A 19,010-nucleotide genomic window follows, 5' to 3' on the forward strand; every position below is an offset into this window, starting at 1 on the left:
CGACTGTGTCACACGGTCAAAACGGTGCGGTAGTGCGACCGGCCCTGCTCCATCGCCGCATAGCCGTCGGCGGCCTGCGACAACGGTAGCTCCTCGATCCATGCGCGCACGCCGGACAGCACCGCGAAATGCATTGTGTCCTCGACGTCTTTGGCCGTGCCGGAGGGGTGGCCGGTAATGCTGAGCCCCGGGTTGATCAGCTGTAGCGGACTCACGGGCAGCGGGTCGGCGGTCACGCCGATGGTGATCAATTCGCCCTGCGGCTGCAGCCCGCCGACGGTGTCGGCCATGGCCTGGGAGTTGCCGGCGGTGCCCAGGACGACCGCGGCGCCGCCCAGAGCTTGCAATGCCTCGGCGACGTCGCCGCCGGTGGAGTCAATGTAGTGGTGGGCACCCAGCTTCCGAGCGTCCTCGGCCTTGCCGGTGCCGCGGGCGATCGCGATGGTCTCGAACCCCATCGCGCGGGCGAACTGAACGCCGAGGTGGCCGAGCCCGCCGATGCCGAGGATCGCGACCCGGTCGCCGGGCAGCGCCCTCGTGTGCCGCAGCGCGTTATAGGTGGTGACTCCGGCGCAGCCCATCGGGGCGGCCTCCACATCCGAGAGCCCGGACGGGATCCGGGCCAAAGCGCTCGCCGGCACGGTGACCGATTCCGCGTAACCGCCGGGGTAGTGCCAGCTCGGGACCTTCCCGTTGGCGCAGTGGATGAAGACGCCCTTGCGGCACGGGTCGCAGTGGTAGCAGCACCCGCCGAACCAGCCGACGGCGACGCGGTCGCCCGGCGCGAAACCTACGACGCCCTGGCCGACGTCGGCTATGGTCCCGGCGATTTCGTGTCCCGGGGTCAGCGGCCACGTCATGTTCGGAAAGCCGCCGTGGACAAAGTGAGCGTCGGTGCCGCAGACGCCGCACGCGGTGACCGCTATCCGTACCTCGTCGCGACCCGGTGGTCGAGTCTCGACCTCGGCCAGCTCTAAGGGGCCGCCTGCGGATTGAACCCGGACGGCTTGATGCGTGGGCATCGGCTTAGCTTAGTGCGCGACAGGGGATTTCGTCGCGCCGTTGGTGTGGTAGTCCACCTGCCAGTGCTTGATCCCGTTGAGCCAACCCGACCGCAGCCGCTCGGGTTTGCCGATCGATTCCAGGTCCGGGATGCCGTCGGCGATCGCGTTGAACATCAGGTCGATCGTCATCCGCGCCAGGTTTGCGCCGATGCAGTAGTGCGCGCCGGTGCCACCGAACCCGACGTGCGGGTTGGGATCACGCAGGATGTTGAAGGTGAACGGGTCGTCGAAGACCTCCTCGTCGAAATTGGCTGAACGATAGACCATTACGACCCGCTGGCCTTTCTTGATCTGCACGCCGGACAGTTCGTAGTCCTCCAGCGCGGTGCGCTGAAACGACGTGACCGGGGTGGCCCACCGGACGATCTCGTCGGCCGCGGTCGCGGGGCGCTCCCTCTTGAACAGCTCCCACTGGTCGGGAAAGTCGGTGAAGGCCATCATGCCCTGGGTGATGGAGTTGCGGGTGGTCTCGTTGCCGGCCACCGCCAGCAGGATCACGAAGAAGCCGAATTCGTCGTCGGAGAGCTTGTGGCCGTCGATGTCGGCCTGGACCAGCTTGGTGACGAGGTCTTCCCCCGGGTTCTTCGTGCGCTCGGCGGCCATCTGCATGCCGTACATGATCAGCTCGACCGAGGCGGTGATGGCGTCGTTGCCGGCGAATTCGGGGTCCTGGTCGCCGACCATCTCGTTGGACCAGTGGAAGAGTTTCTTGCGATCCTCCTGCGGCACCCCCATCAGCCCGGCGATGGCCTGCAGCGGCAGCTCGCACGACACCTGTTCGACGAAGTCACCCCGGCCCTGGGCGGCGGCTTCCTCGACGATGCGGCGGGCGCGCTCGGCGAGGTCTCCGCGCAGGCGCTCGATGGCTCGGGGAGTGAAGGCCCGCGAGATGATCTTGCGCAGCCGGGTGTGCTGCGGCGCGTCCATGTTGAGCAGGACGAACTTGCCACGCTCGATCTGCTCGCCGACCGTGCCGTCCTTGTAGCGCGGCAGCGCGGTCTTCTCCAGGCTGGAGAAGACGTCGCTGCGCAGCGAGACCTCTTTGACGTCCTTGTGCTTGGTCACCACCCAGAAGCCGCCGTCGTCGAACCCGCCGGCGCCGTAGGGCTGCTCGTTCCACCAGATCGGCGCGGTTCGACGCAACTCGGCCAGTTCTTCGACCGGCAACCGCTCGGCGTGGATGTCCGGGTCGGTGAAATCGAACCCGGGAGGGAGATTGGGGGTCGGCATGAACCACTCCTCGATACGACGTGTTCTAGTGCCAATAAACCATTGCCACACCCCGGTTGGGAAGCACTGACGCAAGATCGGCGCCCCGAATTGCAACGTGTTCAGTGGGCCCGGCCGTTGGGACCGGGGCGGGGTTTCAGTCAGCTCGCGCAACGAACCTTGTGGCCCGCGGCGCAATGGATATGCTTTGGTCCAGGTCACCGGCGCAGGCCGGGCGAGGGTATCGGGAAGGGTGGGCGCGCATGATCCGCGAAATACTTGCCGTCGCTGCGATGACGGGGGGTGCCATCAGCGTGGCGCCCTGCGCGGCCGCCGGTTACGACGGCGACGTGCCGGGCATGAACTATGAGGCTTCGCTGGGGGCGCCGTGCGACAACTACGAGCGCTTCATCTTCGGGCGCGGCCCCAGCGGCCAGGCCGAGGCCTGTCATTTCCCGCCGCCGAATCAGTTCCCCGCGGCCACCACCGGCTACTGGGTCATCTCCTATCCGCTGTACGGGGTGCAGCAGGCCGGCGCGAAGTGCCCGGGTCCGCAAGCGGCGGCACAGTCACCGGCGGGCCTGCCCATGCTGTGCCTGGGCGATCAGGGCTGGCAAGAGGGATGGTTCACCGGGGCAGGGTTCTTCCCGCCCGCCGGGTGACCGGCTGACACTTCTCCTCCGGGCGACGCCATCTGGGGTATCAAGGAGGGAAGAGGTGAGCGGTGATGCGTCAGGATCAGCCCGTCCGGGCACCCATCCCACGATGGCTGCGCTTTGTCCTGGCGTCCGATCGCGCCGGCTCGGCCTGGTACATCGGCACCGGGTTCTTCTTCGCGCCGGTGCTCGCCGTGCTGTCGCCGTGGCCCGTGGTCACCGCCGTGCTGTGGGCGATCATCGGGCTGGCGGGGTTGTGGCTGGGCCTGCTCGGGGTGGCGATGGCCGTCGGGCTGGCGCGAGTGTTGCGGTCCGGCGCCGAGATCCCGGAAGACTATTGGCGCAGCCTGGTGAACTACTGACCGCGAGGCCACCAGGCGCCGCGTTTAGAGTCGTACCGAAGGTCCTGCAACCGAAGGAGACTCCGATGGCTATCACTCCGAAAGATGTGGTCGACGCCGCCAAGGACATCGCGACCAACGCCGTCGAGAAGAGTTCCGACATCGTCGAACACGCCAGCGACATCATCCGCGGCGACATCGCCGGCGGTGCCAGCGGCATCGTTCAGAACTCGATCGAGATCGGCACGTATGCGGTGGACCGGGCGAAGGAGGTCTTCACCGGCAAGGGCGAAGTCGACGTCGACGACGAGTAGGCGCCGTCAGACGCTGGCGGCGGCGTTGAGCTCGTCCAGCCTGTTCGTCGCCTCCAGGTACTCCTGCACCCAGCGCTCGATGACCGTCGAGGTCTTTTCCACCTTGTTGAACTGGCCGACGACCTGACCGACGGGATTGAACGCGACGTCGACGGTCTCGTTCGGGTATTTGTTCGTGGCCCGCACCGCCATGCCGGAAACCATGTACTGCAGCGGCATGCCGAGGGGCTTCGGGTTGTCGGGCTGCTCCCACGCCTCGGTCCAATCGTTGCGCAGCATCCGGGCCGGCTTGCCGGTGAACGACCGGCTGCGCACGGTGTCGCGGCTGGTGGCCTTGGCGTATGCCGCCTGCTGAACCGGGGTGTTCGACGCCTCCTCGACCATCAGCCACTGCGAACCGGTCCACGCGCCCTGGGCGCCCAGCGCCAGCGCCGCCGCGATCTGCTGGCCGCTGCCGATGCCCCCGGCCGCCAGCACCGGCACCGGGGCGACCTCCTTGATCACCTGCGGCCACAACACAATCGAGCCCACCTCGCCGCAGTGTCCACCGGCCTCACCACCCTGGGCGATGATGATGTCGACGCCCGCGTCGGCGTGCTTGCGGGCCTGCGACGGTGAGCCGCACAGCGCGGCCACCTTGAGGCCCGCGTCGTGGATGTGCTTGATCATGTCGGCCGGGGGAGTGCCGAGCGCGTTGGCGATCATCTTCACCTTCGGGTGCTTGAGCGCCACCTCGACCTGCGGGGTGGCGGTCGCCTCCGTCCAGCCCAGCAACTGCAGGGTGTCCTCGTCGGCGTTCTCCACCGGGACACCGTGGTCGGCGAGGATCTTCTTGGCGAAGTCGAGGTGCTCCTGGGGCACCATCTTGCGCAGCGTTTCGGCCAGCTCTTCCGCGGACAGGTGCGAGTCCATGCCCTCGTACTTGTTCGGGATGACGATGTCGACGCCGTAGGGGTGGTCGCCGATGTTCTCGTCGATCCACTTCAGCTCGATCTCGAGCTGCTCGGGCGTGAAGCCGACGGCGCCCAGCACGCCGAACCCCCCGGCCTTGCTGACGGCCACCACCACGTCGCGGCAGTGGGTGAAGGCGAAGATCGGGAACTCGATGCCGAGTTCGTCGCAAATAGGGGTGTGCATACCAACTCCTGGTGGACGCTCGCCGAATTGAAACGTGTTCTAGTTTAGTACGCACCCCGTTGACGAGGCCAGCCGGGCCTGACCGGCGCCCGCGAACTACGACGTGTCGCAGTTTCCGCGTCAGACCGCCAGGGCGTGGGCCACCCACAGCACCAGGAATGCGAGCATGCAGCCGACGCAGACGAGGTGGTCGCGGCAGATGGAGCGGGCCAGGCGGGTCTGCTCGGGCGGGCCGTCGGTGCGCCGCCCGAGGCGAACGGCGTCGGGAACGGTTTGCGTCAACGCCAGCATGATGGGCAGGCCCGCGAGCAACGCCGACATCACCAGCAGCCAGGCGGGCTCAGGCCCCCGGGTGGCCTGAAACCCCAACGCGCCCAACATGATCAGCATCACCACGACGATCAGCCGGCCCATCGGTCGCGACGTGGTCGTCGCGCGGTGGTAATACCCGGCGATGGAGGCGAGCACCGACTCGGGCAGTTCGTCACCGGCGCCTCGGTGGCCGAGCACCTGGGTGTCGAAGATCAGATCCATCCACAGGACGGCCAACAGGAATCCACTGCAGGCCGTGAGTAACGGGGCCACTTGTCATCCACCTCCCGCATGACGGGTCGTCTCGATTGTTTCCCACCGCGCCGGATCGGCACAGGGCTGCGGCCGGGTTCGCATCGCCCTTGATCCGCCGCGGCGCAAAAGGGTAGCGTGGTGCTGCCAATTACGAAACGATGCGTAGCGTAATTGGCGCTCCCCGTCCACCGGAAGGATCGGCTTGATGCGCAGCCGCTACGCGGGCGATCCGTTCACCACGCCCACGGCCGAGATCGCGGCCGCGCTGGAGGACGTCAGCATTCCGACGCTGCTGCTGTCGCTCGTCCACATCACCGGCGACCCGCGATTCATCCGCGAGTTCAAGCAGATGGGTGTCTTCCTCAACGAGGTCCAGGGGTTCATGTCGGAGGAGGACAAGGCGCGGGCGCGCGCGGCGGCGCTGCAGGTGATCACGGAGTATCGAGACCGCGGCTGCCCCGAACCGAAGCCGCTGCCCCCCGAGCTGATCAGGGAAATGATGGACTGGGCGGCTTGCGAGCACGTTCCCGACGACTACCTTGCCCTGGTCTCCGAGGAGCTGGACCTCGACGGGGCCGACCCCCGCCGCCCTTCGCCCCTGCCGGCCGAGCGCGCGACCGAGATTCCGGTGGTCGTCGTCGGCTGCGGCGAATCCGGCATCCTGGCCGGAGTGCGCCTCAAACAGGCCGGCATCCCCTTCACCATCGTGGAGAAGAACCCCGGCCCCGGCGGAACATGGTGGGAGAACAGCTATCCCGGCGCCCGCGTCGACGTGGCGAACCATTTCTATTGCTACAGCTTCGAACCCAACAACGACTGGACGCATTTCTTCGCCGAGCAGTACGAGCTGCAGGACTATTTCACCAAGGTGATGGACAAGCACGCGCTGACCGGGCACGTGCAATGGAACACCGAGGTCCTCGCGGCCGAGTGGCGCGACGACGACGGCGTTTGGAACGTCAGGCTGCGCGCCGCCGACGGGCGGACCAGCACGCTGAGCGCGCGGGCCCTCATCACCGCCGTCGGTCAGCTGAATCGCCCGTATATCCCCGAATTCGACGGCGCCGACACCTTCGAGGGGCCGTCGTTTCACTCCGCGGCCTGGGATCACTCGGTCGACCTGACCGGTAAGCGGGTCGCGCTCATCGGGGCCGGCGCCAGCGGATTCCAGATCGCGCCGGCGATCGCCGGGGACGTGGAGCGTCTCACAGTCTTCCAGCGCACCGCGCAGTGGATGTTCCCGAATCCGATGTACCACGACGAGGTCGGCGACGGTGTGCGCTGGGCGATGCGGCACCTGCCGTTCTACGGCAGGTGGTACCGGTTTCTCGTGCTGTGGCCCGGCTCCGACAAGGGCCTCGACGCCGCGGAGGGCGACCCGAACTACGCCGATCAGGACTACGCCGTCAGCGACATCAACGCCGCCGCCCGGATGATGTTCAGCCAGTGGATCACCAGCCAGGTCGGCGAAAACGACGACCTGCTGGCCAAGGTCATGCCCGACTATCCCGCCACCGGCAAGCGGACGTTGCAGGACAACGGCAGCTGGCTGCGAACGCTGCAGCGGGACAACGTCGATTTGGTGCGCACCCCGATCCGCCGGATCGTCCCGCGCGGCGTCGTCACCGAGGACGGCGTCACCCACGACGCCGACGTCATCGTCTACGCCACCGGGTTCCGGCACACCGACGTGCTGTGGCCGTTGAAGATCACCGGCCGCGACGGGATCGACCTGCACGACATGTGGGGGAGCCGGCCGTACGCATACCTGGGCATCACCGTTCCGGGTTTCCCCAACCTCTTCATCGTCTACGGTCCCGGAACACATCTCGCCCACGGCGGCAGCCTGATCTTTCAGTCCGAGCTGCAGATGCGCTACATCGACCAGTGCCTGCAGCGGCTGGCGGAGCCGGACGTGCATTCCATGGAACCGCGCGCCGAGGCGGCCACCGATTGGCATCGGCGCACGCAGACCCAGATCAAGAAGATGGTGTGGTCGCATCCGGCCGTCAAACACTCCTACTTCAAGAACGCCGACGGGGAGATCCACACCGTCAGCCCGTGGCGCCTCAACGAGTACTGGGCCGCGGTCCGCGAGCCCGACTGGCCACAATTCGTTGTGCGACAAAGAAAGTGAGCACGCCAAAATGCGCACCGTAGTCGTCGATGGGCCCCGCAGCATCCGGGTCGAGACCCGTCCCGACCCGACGCTGTCCGGACCCGACGGAGCGATCGTCGAGGTCACCGCCGCGGGCATCTGCGGATCCGACCTGCACTTCTACGAGGCCGATTTTCCGCTCGCCGAGCCGATTACGCTGGGCCACGAGGCGGTGGGCACCGTCGTCGAAACCGGGCCCGACGTGCGCACCGTCAAGGTTGGCGATCGGGTCATGGTGTCGTCGGTGACGGGCTGCGGCGCGTGCCCCGGCTGCGCGACTCGCGACCCGGTCATGTGCCACAACGGGTTTCAGATCTTCGGCGGGGGCGTGCTCGCCGGCGCGCAGGCGGACCTTCTCGCCGTGCCCGCCGCCGACTTCCAGCTGCTCAAGATTCCCGAGGCGATCAGCAACGAACAGGCGTTGCTGCTCACCGACAACCTCGCCACCGGCTGGGCGGCGGCGCGGCGTGCCGACATTCCCTACGGCGGCACCGTGGCGGTCATCGGGCTGGGGGCGGTCGGCCTGTGCTCGCTGCGCAGCGCGCTCTTCCAGGGCGCGGCAACGGTTTTCGCCGTCGATCGGGTCGAGGGCCGCCTGGAACGCGCCGCGCGGTGGGGAGCGACGCCGATCGGGGCGCCGGCCGTCGAGGCCATCCTCGCCGCGACCGGAGGCCGCGGGGCCGACGCGGTGATCGACGCCGTCGCCACCGACGCGTCCCTGACCGACGCGCTCAACGCGGTGCGGCCGGGAGGCACCGTCTCGGTCGTCGGCGTGCACGACATGAATCCGTTTCCGCTCAACGCCCTGGGCTGCCTGATTCGCAGCATCACGCTGCGGATGACCACCGCGCCGGTGCAGCAAACCTGGCCCGAGTTGATCCCGCTGCTGCGGTCCGGCCGGCTCGACGTCGACGGCATCTTCACCACGACACTGCCTTTGGACGAGGCGGCCAAGGGCTACGCGACCGCGGAGTCGCGGACGGGCGAGGACGTGAAGATCCTGCTCACCCCGTAACTCACCGGGTTGCCGTGACGTACTGCGAGCGCATGAAGCCGTCGATCTTGACGTCCACGTCCGGCGGGGTCATGCCGTAACCTGCCTGCAGCTCGAGGTTGTTGCGCACCGGTTCGACGGCCCAACCGTGCGCGGCCAGCCATTCCGCGGGGTCCGTCCTGGTCTCGTAGGTGAGCGCGGTGAAGTCCACGTCGCCCGACATGTTGACCCCGGGGTGGGTCGACTCGAGAGCCTGCAGCTGCGCGCGGTCCAACCGTGATCCCAACGCGCCGATGGCGATTCGGCTGCCCGGTGCACACAGCGCGGTGATCCGGGTGAAGAGGGCGTGCTGCGCGTCGTCGGTCAGGTAGGGCAACACTCCCTCCACCGACCAGGCGCCGGGGCGTCGCGGGTCGAACCCGGCCGCCTGCAACGGCGCCGGCCAGTCCGTGCGCAGATCGGCCCCGACCGCGGTCCTGCGGGCCCGGGCCACGGCACCGTGCTCGTCCAGCACGCGCGCCTTGAATTCCAGGACCTTCGGCAGATCGACCTCGAAAACCGTTGTGCCCTCGGGCCACTCCAGGCGGTAGGCCCGCGAGTCCAAACCGGCGGCGACGATCACCGCCTGGCGTATGCCGGCATCGCCGGCGGCGGTGAAGAAGTCGTCGAAGAACCGGGTCTGCACGCCGTAGAGGCGGGGAAAGGCGGTCTCGTCCTCGGTGGTGCCCGGGTTGGCGAGCACGCCGGCGAGATACGGATCGCGCGACGCGGCGATGAAAAGCTTCGCGTAATGGTCGCGGGCCAACGGTTGCGGGCTAACCGCGTGCAGCGCGCGCCAGCCCGCCACCAGCAGCGCGGTGTAGCCGACGCCGCTGACGATGTCCCACTGGTCGTCCTCGGAACGGAGCGACCCGAATTCAGGCGTGGTCATGCCGCCCCAACCTACCCGCACCGACACAGCTCACAGTTCGAGCATCACCGTCACCGGGCCGTCGTTGACCAATTCGACCTGCATGTTCGCGCCGAAGACGCCCATCTCCACTTCGGCTCCCAACCCTCGCAGCGCGTCGGCGAACGCCGTCACGAGCGGCTCGGCGGCCCGCCCGGGGGCGGCGGCGTTCCACGACGGGCGGCGCCCCTTGGCGGTGTCGGCGTAGAGGGTGAATTGGCTGATCACCAGGATCGGCGCGCCGACGTCGGCCGCGGACCGCTCGTCGGCGAGAATGCGTAAGTTCCATAGCTTCTCGGCGAGCCGCCGCGCCGTGTCCCCGTCGTCGCTGTGGGTGACACCGACGAACGCGAGCAGCCCCTGACCGTCCGGCCGAATGGCCCCGACGACTCGGCCGTCCACCGACACGGCCGCCGATGAGACCCTTTGCACCAGAACCCGCACGGGCCTCGATGCTGCCAGGCCGGGCTTCGGCCCGGAAATGTTGGGTACGCTCGTCGGGTGTCGGTGCTCGTCGCGTTTTCGGTCACCCCGCTCGGGGTGGGCGAGGGCGTCGGCGAGATCGTCGCCGAGGCGGTGCGGGTGGTCCGCGAGTCCGGCCTGCCCAACGAGACAGGCTCGATGTTCACCGTGATCGAGGGCGAGACCTGGGAAGAAGTGATGCTCGTCGTGCAGCGCGCGGTGGAGGCCGTCGCCGCCCGCGCCCCGCGGGTCAGCACGGTCATCAAGGCGGACTGGCGAAAGGGCGCCACCGACGCGATGACCCAGAAGGTCGCGACCGTCGAGCGTCACCTGTCGCGGCCGCACAACCCGTAGCGCGTTAGCTTTGCACTGCGTCCCGGAACGCCCGCTCGGCCGGCTCGCCGTGGACCGCGAACACGATGCGCTCCAGCGAGGTCGGCCGGTGTTGCCGCACGGCGTCGACCATCAGCCGTGCGGCGTCCTCGAGCGGGAAGCCACCCACACCCGTGCCGAAGGCCACCAGCGCCAGCGACCGGCAGCCCAGCTCGTCGGCCTTGCGCAACGTCGAACTGGTGGCCCGCGCGATGATGTCGGCCGAGGTCGGACCGCCCAGCTCCATCGTCGCCGCGTGGATCACGTAACGGGCCGGCATGTCGCCGGCGGTGGTCTCGACCGCGTCCCCGAGGCCGATCGGCGCCTTCTCGCGCGATTCGCGTTGCACCTCGGGCCCACCGGCACGGGCGATCGCCCCCGCGACGCCGCCGCCGTGCCGCAGCTCCGTGTTGGCTGCATTGGTGATCGCGTCGAGTTCCAGCTTGGTCACGTCGGCCTGCAGTACCTCTAACTCGATCATCGATCCATTGTCCCGCAGGCACGCCAGTAGGCTCATGCCGGTGAGCGCACGCGCGGGCATCGTCGTCACCGGAACCGAGGTCCTCACCGGGCGCGTCCAGGACGCCAACGGGCCGTGGATCGCCGATCGCCTGCTGGAGCTGGGCGTCGAGCTGGCGCACATCACGATCTGCGGCGACCGCCCGGCCGACATCGAGGCGCAGCTGCGCTTCATGGTGGAGCAGGGCGTGGACCTGATCGTCACCAGCGGCGGCCTGGGACCGACGGCCGACGACATGACCGTGGAGGTGGTGGCGCGCTTCTGCGGCCGCGAGCTGGTGCTCGACGACGAGGTCGAGAACAAGATCGCCGACATCCTTCGGCGGCTGATGCAGCGCAACACGGCCTACGACCCCGGCACCTTCGAGTCGATCAGGGCCGCCAACCGCAAGCAGGCGATGATCCCGGCCGGTGCGCAGGTGCTCGACCCGGTGGGCACCGCCCCGGGCGTCGTCGTGCCGGGCAAGCCGGCGGTGATCGTGCTTCCCGGGCCGCCGCGCGAGCTGCAGCCGATGTGGCAGAAGGCGATCGAGACACCCGCGGCGCGGGAGGCGATCGCCGGACGAACCGTCTACCGGCAGGAAACCATCAGGATGTTCGGGCTGCCCGAGTCCGGGCTGGCCGAAACCCTGCGCGGTGCAGAGCAATCCATTCCCGGGTTCGACGCGCTCGAGATCACCACCTGCCTGCGGCGCGGCGAGATCGAGATGGTCACCCGCTACGAACCGGACGCCGCCGCCACCTACGCGAAGCTGACGCAACTGCTGCGCGACCGGCACGGGCATCAGCTTTTCTCCGAAGACGGCTCGACGGTGGACGATCTGGTCGCCCGGTTGCTGGCCGGTCGCCGGATTGCGACGGCGGAATCCTGCACCGCCGGGTTGGTGGCGGCGCGCCTGACCGACCGGCCCGGATCGTCGGACTACGTGGCCGGCGGGGTGGTGGCTTACTCCAACGAGGCGAAAGCGGAGCTGCTCGGCGTCGACCCGACGCTGATCGAGGCGCACGGCGCGGTGTCCGAGCCGGTGGCCGAGGCGATGGCCGCCGGCGCGCTGCGCCGTTTCGGCGCCGACACCGCCGTCGCGATCACCGGGATCGCCGGCCCCGGCGGGGGTACACCGGAAAAGCCCGTCGGCACAGTCTGTTTCACCGTCACGCTCGCCGACGGCCGCACCGACACCCGAACGCTGCGGCTGCCGGGCAACCGCTCGGACATCCGGGAGCGCTCCACGACCGTGGCCATGCACCTGCTGCGGCGCCTGCTCACCGACTGAAGACCTGGGTCACACTTCGGTTGGCAGGAAAGCGCTTTCGGGGGTGCCGAAGCGAATACCGGTGGCATCCTTGCCGATCAGCGTCAGCAACGTCACGGCGATCAGCACCGGCACGATCGTCGCCGCCAGCGCGAAGGGATAGCCGTGCGACTCGGCCAGGCGTTCCTGAATGGGCAGGTTGAACGCGGCCAGCAGGTTTCCCAGCTGGTAGGTCACGCCGGGGTAGAGGCCTCGGATGGCGTCGGGTGACAGCTCGGTCAAATGAGCGGGGATCACGCCCCATGCGCCCTGCACGCACACCTGCATCAGGAACGAGCCGAGGCACAACATCGCCGCGGTGCGCGAGTAGGCGAACAGCGGCACGATCGGCAGGCCCAACACCGCGCAGAACACGACGGTGTAGCGGCGGCTGAACCGCTGTGACAGCGTGCCGAAGACCAGGCCGCCGATGATGGCGCCGACGTTGTAGACCACCACGATCCACTTCACCGTCGCGCTGGGCAGGCCGGCACCCTGGTTGGCGGTCGCCCCCAGGAAGGTCGGGTAGACATCCTGGGTGCCGTGGCTCATCCAGTTGAACGCGGTCATCAGCAGCACCAGGTACACGAATCGGCGGACGATCGCGGCGTCGCGCAGCACGTCGCGAATCCTGGTGCTGGTCAGCCGCATCCGGTCCTGCGCGGCCTCCCACACCTCGGACTCCTCCACCCGGTACCGGATGATCAGGCTGATCAGCGCCGGGACGATGCTCAGCGCGAACAGCCAGCGCCACGACAGCCCCAGCCAATCCATCACCACCAGCGAGGCGACGCTCGCCAGCAGATAGCCGAACGCGTAACCCTCCTGCAGCAGCCCGGAGAAGAACCCGCGCCGCTCGACGGGAACCTTTTCCATGGCGAGCGCGGCCCCCAGCCCCCACTCGCCGCCCATGCCGATCCCGTACAGCAGCCGCAGGATCACCAGCACGGTGAAGTTGGGGGCGAACGCGCACAGGAACCCCACGACGGAGTAGAACATCACGTCGACCATCAGGGGCAGCCGCCGCCCGACGTGGTCCGCCCACAGCCCGAACAGCAGCGCGCCGACGGGCCGCATGATCAGGGTGGCCGTGGTGACGAACGCGACCTCGGCCTTGCTGTGATGGAACGTCTTCGCGATGTCGGCATACACGAGCACCACGATGAAGTAGTCGAAGGCGTCCATCGTCCAGCCCAGCAGCGCCGCGACGAAGGAGTTTCGCTGATCGGCCGTCAGCCTCTTTCGCGGACTCTGTGTCGTCACTTGAGCATCGTGCAGTACCGGGCGGCGATGCGCGAGGGTAAGTTCCGGATACATGCGAATCATCGACGCCGATGGGCACGTCGCCGAGAACTCCTCGCTGGCGATCGAAGCGATCAAGCGCTGGCCCAACCACGTCAAGGCCAGCACCGACGGGCGGCTGCGGTTGACCCTGGAGGGCCGCAACTACCCGGAGGACACCGGACCCGGGGCAGGTTGTCCGCCCGAGCACGGCATCAGCAAGGCGCCCGACATCAATTGCCGCTCACCGGAGGGCGTGCTGGGCGACGCCGACCGCGATCACATCGACACGATGGTGCTGTATCCGAGCATGGGGCTGTGCGCGCCCAGCCTGGAGGATCCCGAGTTCGCCGCCGGCTTCTCGCGGCTGTACAACCAGTGGATCGCGGACTACTGCGCCTCGTCGGGCGGCCGGTTGCGCGGCGTCGCGGTGACCCCGATCGAGCACGGCCGGGCGGCCATCGACGTCATGACCGAGGCCAAGGAGCTCGGGCTGGTGGCGACGCTGGTCCCGCCGGCGCTCAAGACCCGCAACCTCGACCACCCCGACCTGGACCCGTTCTACGCCGCCGCCGTGGATCTCGAGATGCCGCTGGGCATTCACGGCGCGCCCGGTATCCACCTGCCCAAGATCGGCGTGGACCGCTTCACCAATTACATTCAGGTGCACTGCATCAGCTTCCCGTTCGATCAGATGACGGCGATGACCGCGATGGTCTCCGGCGGCGTGTTCGAGCGGCACCCGAAGTTGCGGGTCGCATTCCTCGAGGCCGGCGCGGGCTGGGTCCCGTTCTTCATCGACCGCCTGCACGAGCATTACGAGAAGCGGGGGGACTGGGTCGAGCGCGGCTGGCGCCGCGATCCGCACGAATACCTCAAGGCGGGCAACATCTTCGTGACCTGTGAGCCCGAGGAGCCGATACTGCCCGGCGTGATCGACGTGCTCGGCGACGACTTCATCATGTTCGCCAGCGACTACCCGCACTGGGACGGCGAATGGCCGGAGAGCACCAAGCATCTGCGGACCCGCGCCGACATCAGCGAGCAGGCGCGCGAAAAGATCGGCGGCCGCAACGCGCAGCGCTTCTACAACCTCAACTAGCTTCTACAACCTGAATTAGTGGCAGGATCTCCCGCATGGGCCATTTACTGCTGCGCGCCGCGCTGACCGGACTTGCGCTGTGGATCGTCACCCTCTTCGTGCACGGCATGAGCTTCGTGGGCGGCGATACGCGGCTGCAGCGTGCCGGCATCATCTTCGTCGTCGCCTTGGTCTTCGGTCTGGTCAACGCGTTCATCAAGCCCGTCGTCCAGATTTTGGCGATCCCGCTCTATGTCCTGACCCTCGGACTGATTCACGTCGTCATCAACGCGTCGATGCTGTGGATCACCGCGTGGATCACCGAACACACCACTCACTGGGGGCTGCGCTTCGACCACTTCTGGTGGACGGCGATCTGGGCCGCCATCGTGCTGTCGATCGTGAGCTGGGTGCTGTCGCTGGCGATTCAGGATGTCGGGCGCCGCACGAGCGCCTGACGGTTACCGGCCCCGCCACCGCGGCGGTCGCTTCTCTGCGAACGCGCGGGGGCCCTCCTTGGCGTCCTCGGTCTCGAAAACGCGGTCGCTGTGCCGGGTTTCGTTGTCGTAGGCCGACGCGAGGTCGAGCGCCAGACCCTCGACGGCCGACTGCTTCGTCGCGGACACGGCGAGCGGCGCGTTGGCCGCGATGCGCCCGGCGTAGTCGTACGCGGTGTCCATCAGCCGCTCCGCGGGGACCACGCGGTTGATCAGCCCCATGGCCAGCGCCTGCCCCGCGTCCACCATGTCGGCGGTCAGCAGCAGCTCCATCGCCAACGGGTAGGGCATCTGGCGGGGCAGCCGGACCGTGGTTCCACCGCCGGCGAAGAGACCCCGCTTCGGCTCGATCACCGCGAAGCGGGCCTCGGGCACGGCGACTCGGATGTCGGTGGAGGTCAGCATCTCGAAACCGCCCGCCACGCAGGTGCCGTTCACGGCCGCGACGATCGGCTTGTACACCGGGAACCGGTGCAGGACGGCGTGGATGGCGTCGTCCTTGTTCCAGCCCTCGGGCCTGGGCAGGTCGCCGGTGAGCTCGGGGATGAATTTCTTCAGGTCGGCCCCGGTGCAGAAGTCCCGGCCGACGCCGGTGACCACCGCGACCCACGCGCCCGCGTCATCGCGAAACGCCGACCACGCCCGGGCCAGGTCGCGGAAATGCTCCATGTCCAGCGAGTTGCGGGTCTCGGGACGGTTGATCGTGATGGTGGCGATGTGGTCGTTCAGCGCGTAGTCGATGCTCACCGCGCGACCCCCTCGACCAGGCGGACCACGTCGCGCGCACAGCCCCACGACAGGGTCACGCCGTTGCTGCCGTGGCCGTAGTTGTGGATGCACCGGGCCGCGCCCAGCGGCTCGGCCTCCAGCCGCACCGACGGACGGTCGGGGCGCAGGCCGGTGATGGTCTCGATGACGTCGGCGTCGGCGAGCCGCGGCTCGATCCGACGGCAGCGCTGCAGGATCCGTTCGCTGACCTCGGGGTCGGGGGTGGTGTCCCATCGGCCTGCAATGCTGACGCCGCCGCACACCACGCGTTGGGGGTGGGGGAAGTAGCAGGTCCATTCGGGGTCGGCGTTGATCTCCAGAAACAGTTGCCGCAGACCAGGATTCGCGAGCACGACATGCTGGCCGAACAGCGGGCGCATCGTTTCGTCGCCCGTCAGCGCCGCGGCGCCCAGACCCGCGCAGTTGACCACGATCGGTGCGGCGTCGGCGGTCTCGGCCAGCGACCGCACCGCGCGTGTCTCGATGTCGGTGCCGGCCGCGGCGAGCCGGCCGGTCAGGTAGTCGAGGTATCGCGGCATGTCGATCATCGGCAGGGTGGCGCGAAACCCGGTGTCGAAGCCCTCGGGAAGCTCGTCCGGATCGGCCGGGCGCAGGTCTGGGATCAGCTCGGCGGCCGACGACATCGCCTCGGCCTCGGTCAATTCGCCGACGGCCATCGCCGGCGCCATGCGCACCCCGGTGCCGGGGTCGCCGGCCAGTTCCCGGAATACCCCGAGGGAGTGCTGGGACCAGGCCAGGGACTTGCTGGCTCGTTCGGCCGGGCGCGGCGGGGCCCATACCGCGCCGGCCACGATCGAGGTCGTCCGCCGCGGCGGCTCCGCCGCCCACACCCGCACCGGGAATCCCGCTTCGCCAAGACATATCGCCGACGTCAGCCCGCTGACACCGGCACCGATCACGACGATCTGCTGCGAACTGGCCACGGCGCCACGGTAGCCAAGAGTGATCGGCCGTGGGACCGCGGCCGGGCGGCCGTCAGTCGATTGAACGAATCAGGGGTGCGGGGCTTGCTGGCCGTTCCCGCCGAGCAGCCCGTTGAGGATGCCGAGGGTGCCCTGCAGTTGGGCTCCCGCGGCCGGCCCGGAGGCGTCGGGCGGCGGGGCGGCGTCGGTCTGCTGCCAGGGCTGGCAGCCGTCGGTCTTGAACGCCTTGTCCGTCGGCTCGATGCGGACTACCTGCGGCTTTTTGCTCATCGAGTTGTCGATGAGGTTCCCGTCGGGGTTGCCCATCCGCTTCCAGTAGCAGGTGCCGTTCGGCAGGGGTCCCGCCGTGCTGTAGGTGCCCGGCGCGATATCGGTCCCCACCGCGAACGTGCCGTCGTGGTCGATGCTCGTCTTCGGACCCGGTGCGGGCGACGGTCCGGGCGACGCCGCCGGTGCCGGTCCGGCCGGCGCTTCCGAGGACGGCGCGGGCTGCGGCGTCGGCTCGGGATCGCCGTAGGCGACGGCCGCGGACGCCGCCCAACCCCCGATGACCAGCGTCGCGGCGGCGCACCGTGCCACTACCGATGCTGACGCGTTGAACCCCACGTTGAGCCCCATAGCACAACAGCCTACCGGGGTTACGTCAGCCGGCGCACCTTGCCGGCGTGGCCGAGCGCGTGCTCGTAGGTCTCGAGGTTGTCGCGGGAGATCCTCGCGTGCACGGGGCGTTCGAGGAAGAAGCGCAGCACCGGGTTGTAGGCGTGATAGGTCTCGTGGAAGGTCAGCACTGTGGTGCCGTCGGGCTGCTCCTCGAGTTGGTGATAGCCCTCGGCGCGCGACCACAGCGGCGCACCGACCGCGACGTATCGCGACAGCTTGTTGATCTCGGCCTCGGTCACGGTCTCCCACGACCGCCCCTTGCCGCCGGACAACAGGTATTTGGGCACCGGGAAAACGCAGGTGCGGACCAGGCCCTCACCGGCTTCGTTGCCTTCGTTCAATATCTCCATGCTGCCGGTCGGCCAGGTGAGGACCCGCGGCCGTGGCGCGTCGGGCGGCGCGGGCGGGTGCAGCACCCGCCAGACCTTCCGCGGCGGCGCATCGACGTGGAATCGCACGGTGTAGGACTGCATCAGCCTGCTCCCCAGCTGTCCCAATAGGTGACGCTCTCCGCGGGCGGGCGCGCGGCCGGCCGAAAGTCGGTGCCGATCGTGTACGCCACCGGGAACAGCGCGGCCTGCGTCACCGTCGGCGGAATCCCCAGCACCTCGGCCACCTCCTGCTCCTTGGCCAGGTGCATCGTCGTCCACACCGAACCCAGGCCCCGCGAGCGCAGGGCGAGCAGGAAGCTCCAGCCCGCCGGGATGATCGACGCCCAGGCCGTCGCGGCGATCAGCAGGGGCGCGCCGTCGAAGCGGCGGTCCAGGCAGGGGATTACGTGCACCGGCACCCGGGCCAGCGTCTCGGTCAGGCTCATCGCGCTGGCGTACACGCGCCGGGTCTGCGGGTCGGCCGTGTTCTTCGCGGCGTGCGCCAGGTATTCGGCGCCGACGCTGCGGTAGATGTCGGCGATGGCGGCGCGTTTGGCGGCGTCGGTGACCACCAGCCAGCGCCAATCCTGCGCGTTGCTGCCGGTGGGCGCCTGCATCGCCAGCCGGATGCACTCGAGGATCACCTCGCGACCGACCGGGCGGGTCAGGTCGAGTCGCCTGCGCACCGAACGCGTGGTGCTCAGCAACTCGTCGACCGTGGCGATGTCCATGCGTTCCTTCCCGTCGCTCACTCAGAGGCACTCAAAGGTCGATCGCGCACGACTGATCCACGCCGAGCACGGTCAACGAACGTCCCAGCCCGAGGAACACCGCGACGCACAGCGTGAGATCGAGGATCTCCTCGTCGGAGAACACTTCCCGCAGCCGCCCGAAGAAGGCGTCGTCCATCGACGCGTGCTCGTTGGCGAAGCGCTCGGCGTATTCGATGGCGAGCCGCTGGCGCGGGGTGTAGCCGGGGTAGCTGGCGTAGGCGGCGACGTTGTCGTAGAGCTCCGGGGCGACACCGGCGTCCAGCACCGACTGCGCGCGGAAATCCGAGCAGGCGACGCAATCGTTGATCTGCGCGATTCGCATTCGGGCCAGCTCGCGCTCGGCGGCCGGCAGGATGCTCTGCTGGTATGCCCCGCGGATCATCCGCTCGACCATGTCACCGAGCTGCGGCCGCAGCGTCCAGATCATCGCGGCCTCGCCGCCGGGGCCACCCGGCACGTTGAGTCGGGCCATGCGCAAACTCCTGCCCGGTAAGGACGGTACCGAGTTGAGCAAACCAGATTCTCAGCTGAACTGTCCAGGTCGCTCGCGTCGTGCAATTATGCAGATGTCGAATCCGGGGGCCAGCCGCGAATGGGAGGT

The 19,010-nt window shown here is 68.5% G+C and carries 23 protein-coding genes; 9 read left to right on the forward strand and 14 right to left on the reverse strand.

Annotated elements, in window-relative coordinates; all coding sequences use genetic code 11:
* Nucleotides 1–8: 8 nt before the first annotated feature.
* Nucleotides 9–1,022 (reverse strand): alcohol dehydrogenase catalytic domain-containing protein, encoded by a 1,014-nt coding sequence (locus tag OQ968_RS09040; protein ID WP_324676854.1) that lies wholly within the window; start codon nucleotides 1,020–1,022, stop codon nucleotides 9–11.
* 9 nt (nucleotides 1,023–1,031) lie between these two features.
* Complete coding sequence (locus tag OQ968_RS09045; protein ID WP_324676856.1) at nucleotides 1,032–2,294, reverse strand: cytochrome P450; 1,263 nt, start codon at nucleotides 2,292–2,294, stop codon at nucleotides 1,032–1,034.
* A 242-nt stretch (nucleotides 2,295–2,536) separates the two neighbouring features.
* On the opposite strand from OQ968_RS09045, the gene OQ968_RS09050 reads away from it, so the two are divergent.
* The 3 genes from OQ968_RS09050 (at nucleotide 2,537) to OQ968_RS09060 (ending at nucleotide 3,584) form a co-directional block, all read left to right on the forward strand.
* A complete protein-coding gene (locus OQ968_RS09050; protein WP_324676858.1) occupies nucleotides 2,537–2,935 on the forward strand; it encodes a hypothetical protein in 399 nt (132 codons plus the stop codon).
* Nucleotides 2,936–3,000: 65 nt separating this feature from the next.
* Entirely contained in the window at nucleotides 3,001–3,291 is a 291-nt protein-coding gene (locus tag OQ968_RS09055; protein WP_324676860.1) for a hypothetical protein, read from the forward strand.
* A 65-nt stretch (nucleotides 3,292–3,356) separates the two neighbouring features.
* On the forward strand, nucleotides 3,357–3,584 hold the full coding sequence (locus OQ968_RS09060) for a hypothetical protein (protein ID WP_324676861.1): 228 nt from the start codon (nucleotides 3,357–3,359) through the stop codon (nucleotides 3,582–3,584).
* A gap of 6 nt (nucleotides 3,585–3,590) precedes the next feature.
* Here the strand turns inward: OQ968_RS09060 and OQ968_RS09065 are convergent, their stop codons facing one another.
* Together OQ968_RS09065 and OQ968_RS09070 are read right to left on the reverse strand one after the other, a co-directional pair.
* Nucleotides 3,591–4,721: a nitronate monooxygenase family protein gene (locus OQ968_RS09065; RefSeq protein ID WP_324676863.1), complete on the reverse strand. Its 1,131-nt coding sequence runs from the start codon at nucleotides 4,719–4,721 to the stop codon at nucleotides 3,591–3,593.
* Nucleotides 4,722–4,841: 120 nt separating this feature from the next.
* Nucleotides 4,842–5,306, reverse strand: a complete 465-nt coding sequence (locus OQ968_RS09070) for a hypothetical protein (protein ID WP_324676865.1) — start codon at nucleotides 5,304–5,306, stop codon at nucleotides 4,842–4,844.
* 187 nt (nucleotides 5,307–5,493) lie between these two features.
* On the opposite strand from OQ968_RS09070, the gene OQ968_RS09075 reads away from it, so the two are divergent.
* Complete coding sequence (locus OQ968_RS09075; protein WP_324676867.1) at nucleotides 5,494–7,425, forward strand: flavin-containing monooxygenase; 1,932 nt, start codon at nucleotides 5,494–5,496, stop codon at nucleotides 7,423–7,425.
* A 10-nt stretch (nucleotides 7,426–7,435) separates the two neighbouring features.
* On the forward strand, nucleotides 7,436–8,461 hold the full coding sequence (locus OQ968_RS09080) for an alcohol dehydrogenase family protein (RefSeq protein WP_324676869.1): 1,026 nt from the start codon (nucleotides 7,436–7,438) through the stop codon (nucleotides 8,459–8,461).
* Nucleotide 8,462: 1 nt separating this feature from the next.
* Here OQ968_RS09080 and OQ968_RS09085 read toward each other — a convergent pair whose 3' ends face one another.
* On the reverse strand, nucleotides 8,463–9,371 hold the full coding sequence (locus OQ968_RS09085; protein WP_324676871.1) for a class I SAM-dependent methyltransferase: 909 nt from the start codon (nucleotides 9,369–9,371) through the stop codon (nucleotides 8,463–8,465).
* 30 nt (nucleotides 9,372–9,401) lie between these two features.
* Nucleotides 9,402–9,833: a D-aminoacyl-tRNA deacylase gene (dtd, locus tag OQ968_RS09090; RefSeq protein ID WP_324676873.1), complete on the reverse strand. Its 432-nt coding sequence runs from the start codon at nucleotides 9,831–9,833 to the stop codon at nucleotides 9,402–9,404.
* 57 nt (nucleotides 9,834–9,890) lie between these two features.
* Between dtd and OQ968_RS09095 the strand changes: the two genes are divergently transcribed.
* A complete protein-coding gene (locus OQ968_RS09095) occupies nucleotides 9,891–10,205 on the forward strand; it encodes an MTH1187 family thiamine-binding protein (RefSeq protein WP_324676875.1) in 315 nt (104 codons plus the stop codon).
* Between the two features lie 4 nt (nucleotides 10,206–10,209).
* Here OQ968_RS09095 and OQ968_RS09100 read toward each other — a convergent pair whose 3' ends face one another.
* Nucleotides 10,210–10,704 (reverse strand): macro domain-containing protein, encoded by a 495-nt coding sequence (locus tag OQ968_RS09100; RefSeq protein WP_324676876.1) that lies wholly within the window; start codon nucleotides 10,702–10,704, stop codon nucleotides 10,210–10,212.
* Nucleotides 10,705–10,738: 34 nt separating this feature from the next.
* Here OQ968_RS09100 and OQ968_RS09105 point away from each other — a divergent pair, with 34 nt between their 5' ends.
* Nucleotides 10,739–12,016 (forward strand): competence/damage-inducible protein A, encoded by a 1,278-nt coding sequence (locus OQ968_RS09105; RefSeq protein ID WP_324676878.1) that lies wholly within the window; start codon nucleotides 10,739–10,741, stop codon nucleotides 12,014–12,016.
* A 9-nt stretch (nucleotides 12,017–12,025) separates the two neighbouring features.
* Here OQ968_RS09105 and OQ968_RS09110 read toward each other — a convergent pair whose 3' ends face one another.
* The gene (locus OQ968_RS09110; RefSeq protein ID WP_420715863.1) at nucleotides 12,026–13,360 is read right to left on the reverse strand and encodes a sialate:H+ symport family MFS transporter; all 1,335 of its coding nucleotides are present in this window, start codon (nucleotides 13,358–13,360) and stop codon (nucleotides 12,026–12,028) included.
* On the opposite strand from OQ968_RS09110, the gene OQ968_RS09115 reads away from it, so the two are divergent.
* Entirely contained in the window at nucleotides 13,350–14,417 is a 1,068-nt protein-coding gene (locus OQ968_RS09115) for an amidohydrolase family protein (RefSeq protein WP_324676880.1), read from the forward strand. The genes OQ968_RS09110 and OQ968_RS09115 overlap by 11 nt on opposite strands.
* A gap of 35 nt (nucleotides 14,418–14,452) precedes the next feature.
* On the forward strand, nucleotides 14,453–14,854 hold the full coding sequence (locus OQ968_RS09120) for a phage holin family protein (RefSeq protein ID WP_324676882.1): 402 nt from the start codon (nucleotides 14,453–14,455) through the stop codon (nucleotides 14,852–14,854).
* Nucleotides 14,855–14,857: 3 nt separating this feature from the next.
* Here the strand turns inward: OQ968_RS09120 and OQ968_RS09125 are convergent, their stop codons facing one another.
* The 6 genes from OQ968_RS09125 to OQ968_RS09150 form a co-directional block, all read right to left on the reverse strand.
* On the reverse strand, nucleotides 14,858–15,640 hold the full coding sequence (locus tag OQ968_RS09125) for an enoyl-CoA hydratase/isomerase family protein (RefSeq protein WP_324676884.1): 783 nt from the start codon (nucleotides 15,638–15,640) through the stop codon (nucleotides 14,858–14,860).
* Nucleotides 15,637–16,605, reverse strand: a complete 969-nt coding sequence (locus OQ968_RS09130; RefSeq protein ID WP_324676886.1) for an FAD-dependent oxidoreductase — start codon at nucleotides 16,603–16,605, stop codon at nucleotides 15,637–15,639. The genes OQ968_RS09125 and OQ968_RS09130 overlap by 4 nt, the downstream gene beginning before the upstream one ends.
* A gap of 69 nt (nucleotides 16,606–16,674) precedes the next feature.
* Nucleotides 16,675–17,211: a hypothetical protein gene (locus OQ968_RS09135; protein WP_420715877.1), complete on the reverse strand. Its 537-nt coding sequence runs from the start codon at nucleotides 17,209–17,211 to the stop codon at nucleotides 16,675–16,677.
* Between the two features lie 32 nt (nucleotides 17,212–17,243).
* Nucleotides 17,244–17,738, reverse strand: a complete 495-nt coding sequence (locus OQ968_RS09140) for an SRPBCC family protein (RefSeq protein ID WP_324676890.1) — start codon at nucleotides 17,736–17,738, stop codon at nucleotides 17,244–17,246.
* Nucleotides 17,738–18,367: a nitroreductase family protein gene (locus tag OQ968_RS09145; protein ID WP_324677388.1), complete on the reverse strand. Its 630-nt coding sequence runs from the start codon at nucleotides 18,365–18,367 to the stop codon at nucleotides 17,738–17,740. Before OQ968_RS09145 ends, OQ968_RS09140 begins: the two co-directional genes overlap by 1 nt.
* 31 nt (nucleotides 18,368–18,398) lie before the next feature.
* Nucleotides 18,399–18,881 carry a carboxymuconolactone decarboxylase family protein gene (locus OQ968_RS09150; protein WP_324676892.1) on the reverse strand — a complete coding sequence of 161 codons (483 nt, stop codon included), beginning with the start codon at nucleotides 18,879–18,881 and terminating at the stop codon, nucleotides 18,399–18,401.
* Nucleotides 18,882–19,010 lie beyond the last annotated feature (129 nt).

This window comes from Mycobacterium sp. 663a-19, from assembly GCF_035616495.1.
In the GTDB taxonomy this organism is placed as follows: domain Bacteria; phylum Actinomycetota; class Actinomycetes; order Mycobacteriales; family Mycobacteriaceae; genus Mycobacterium.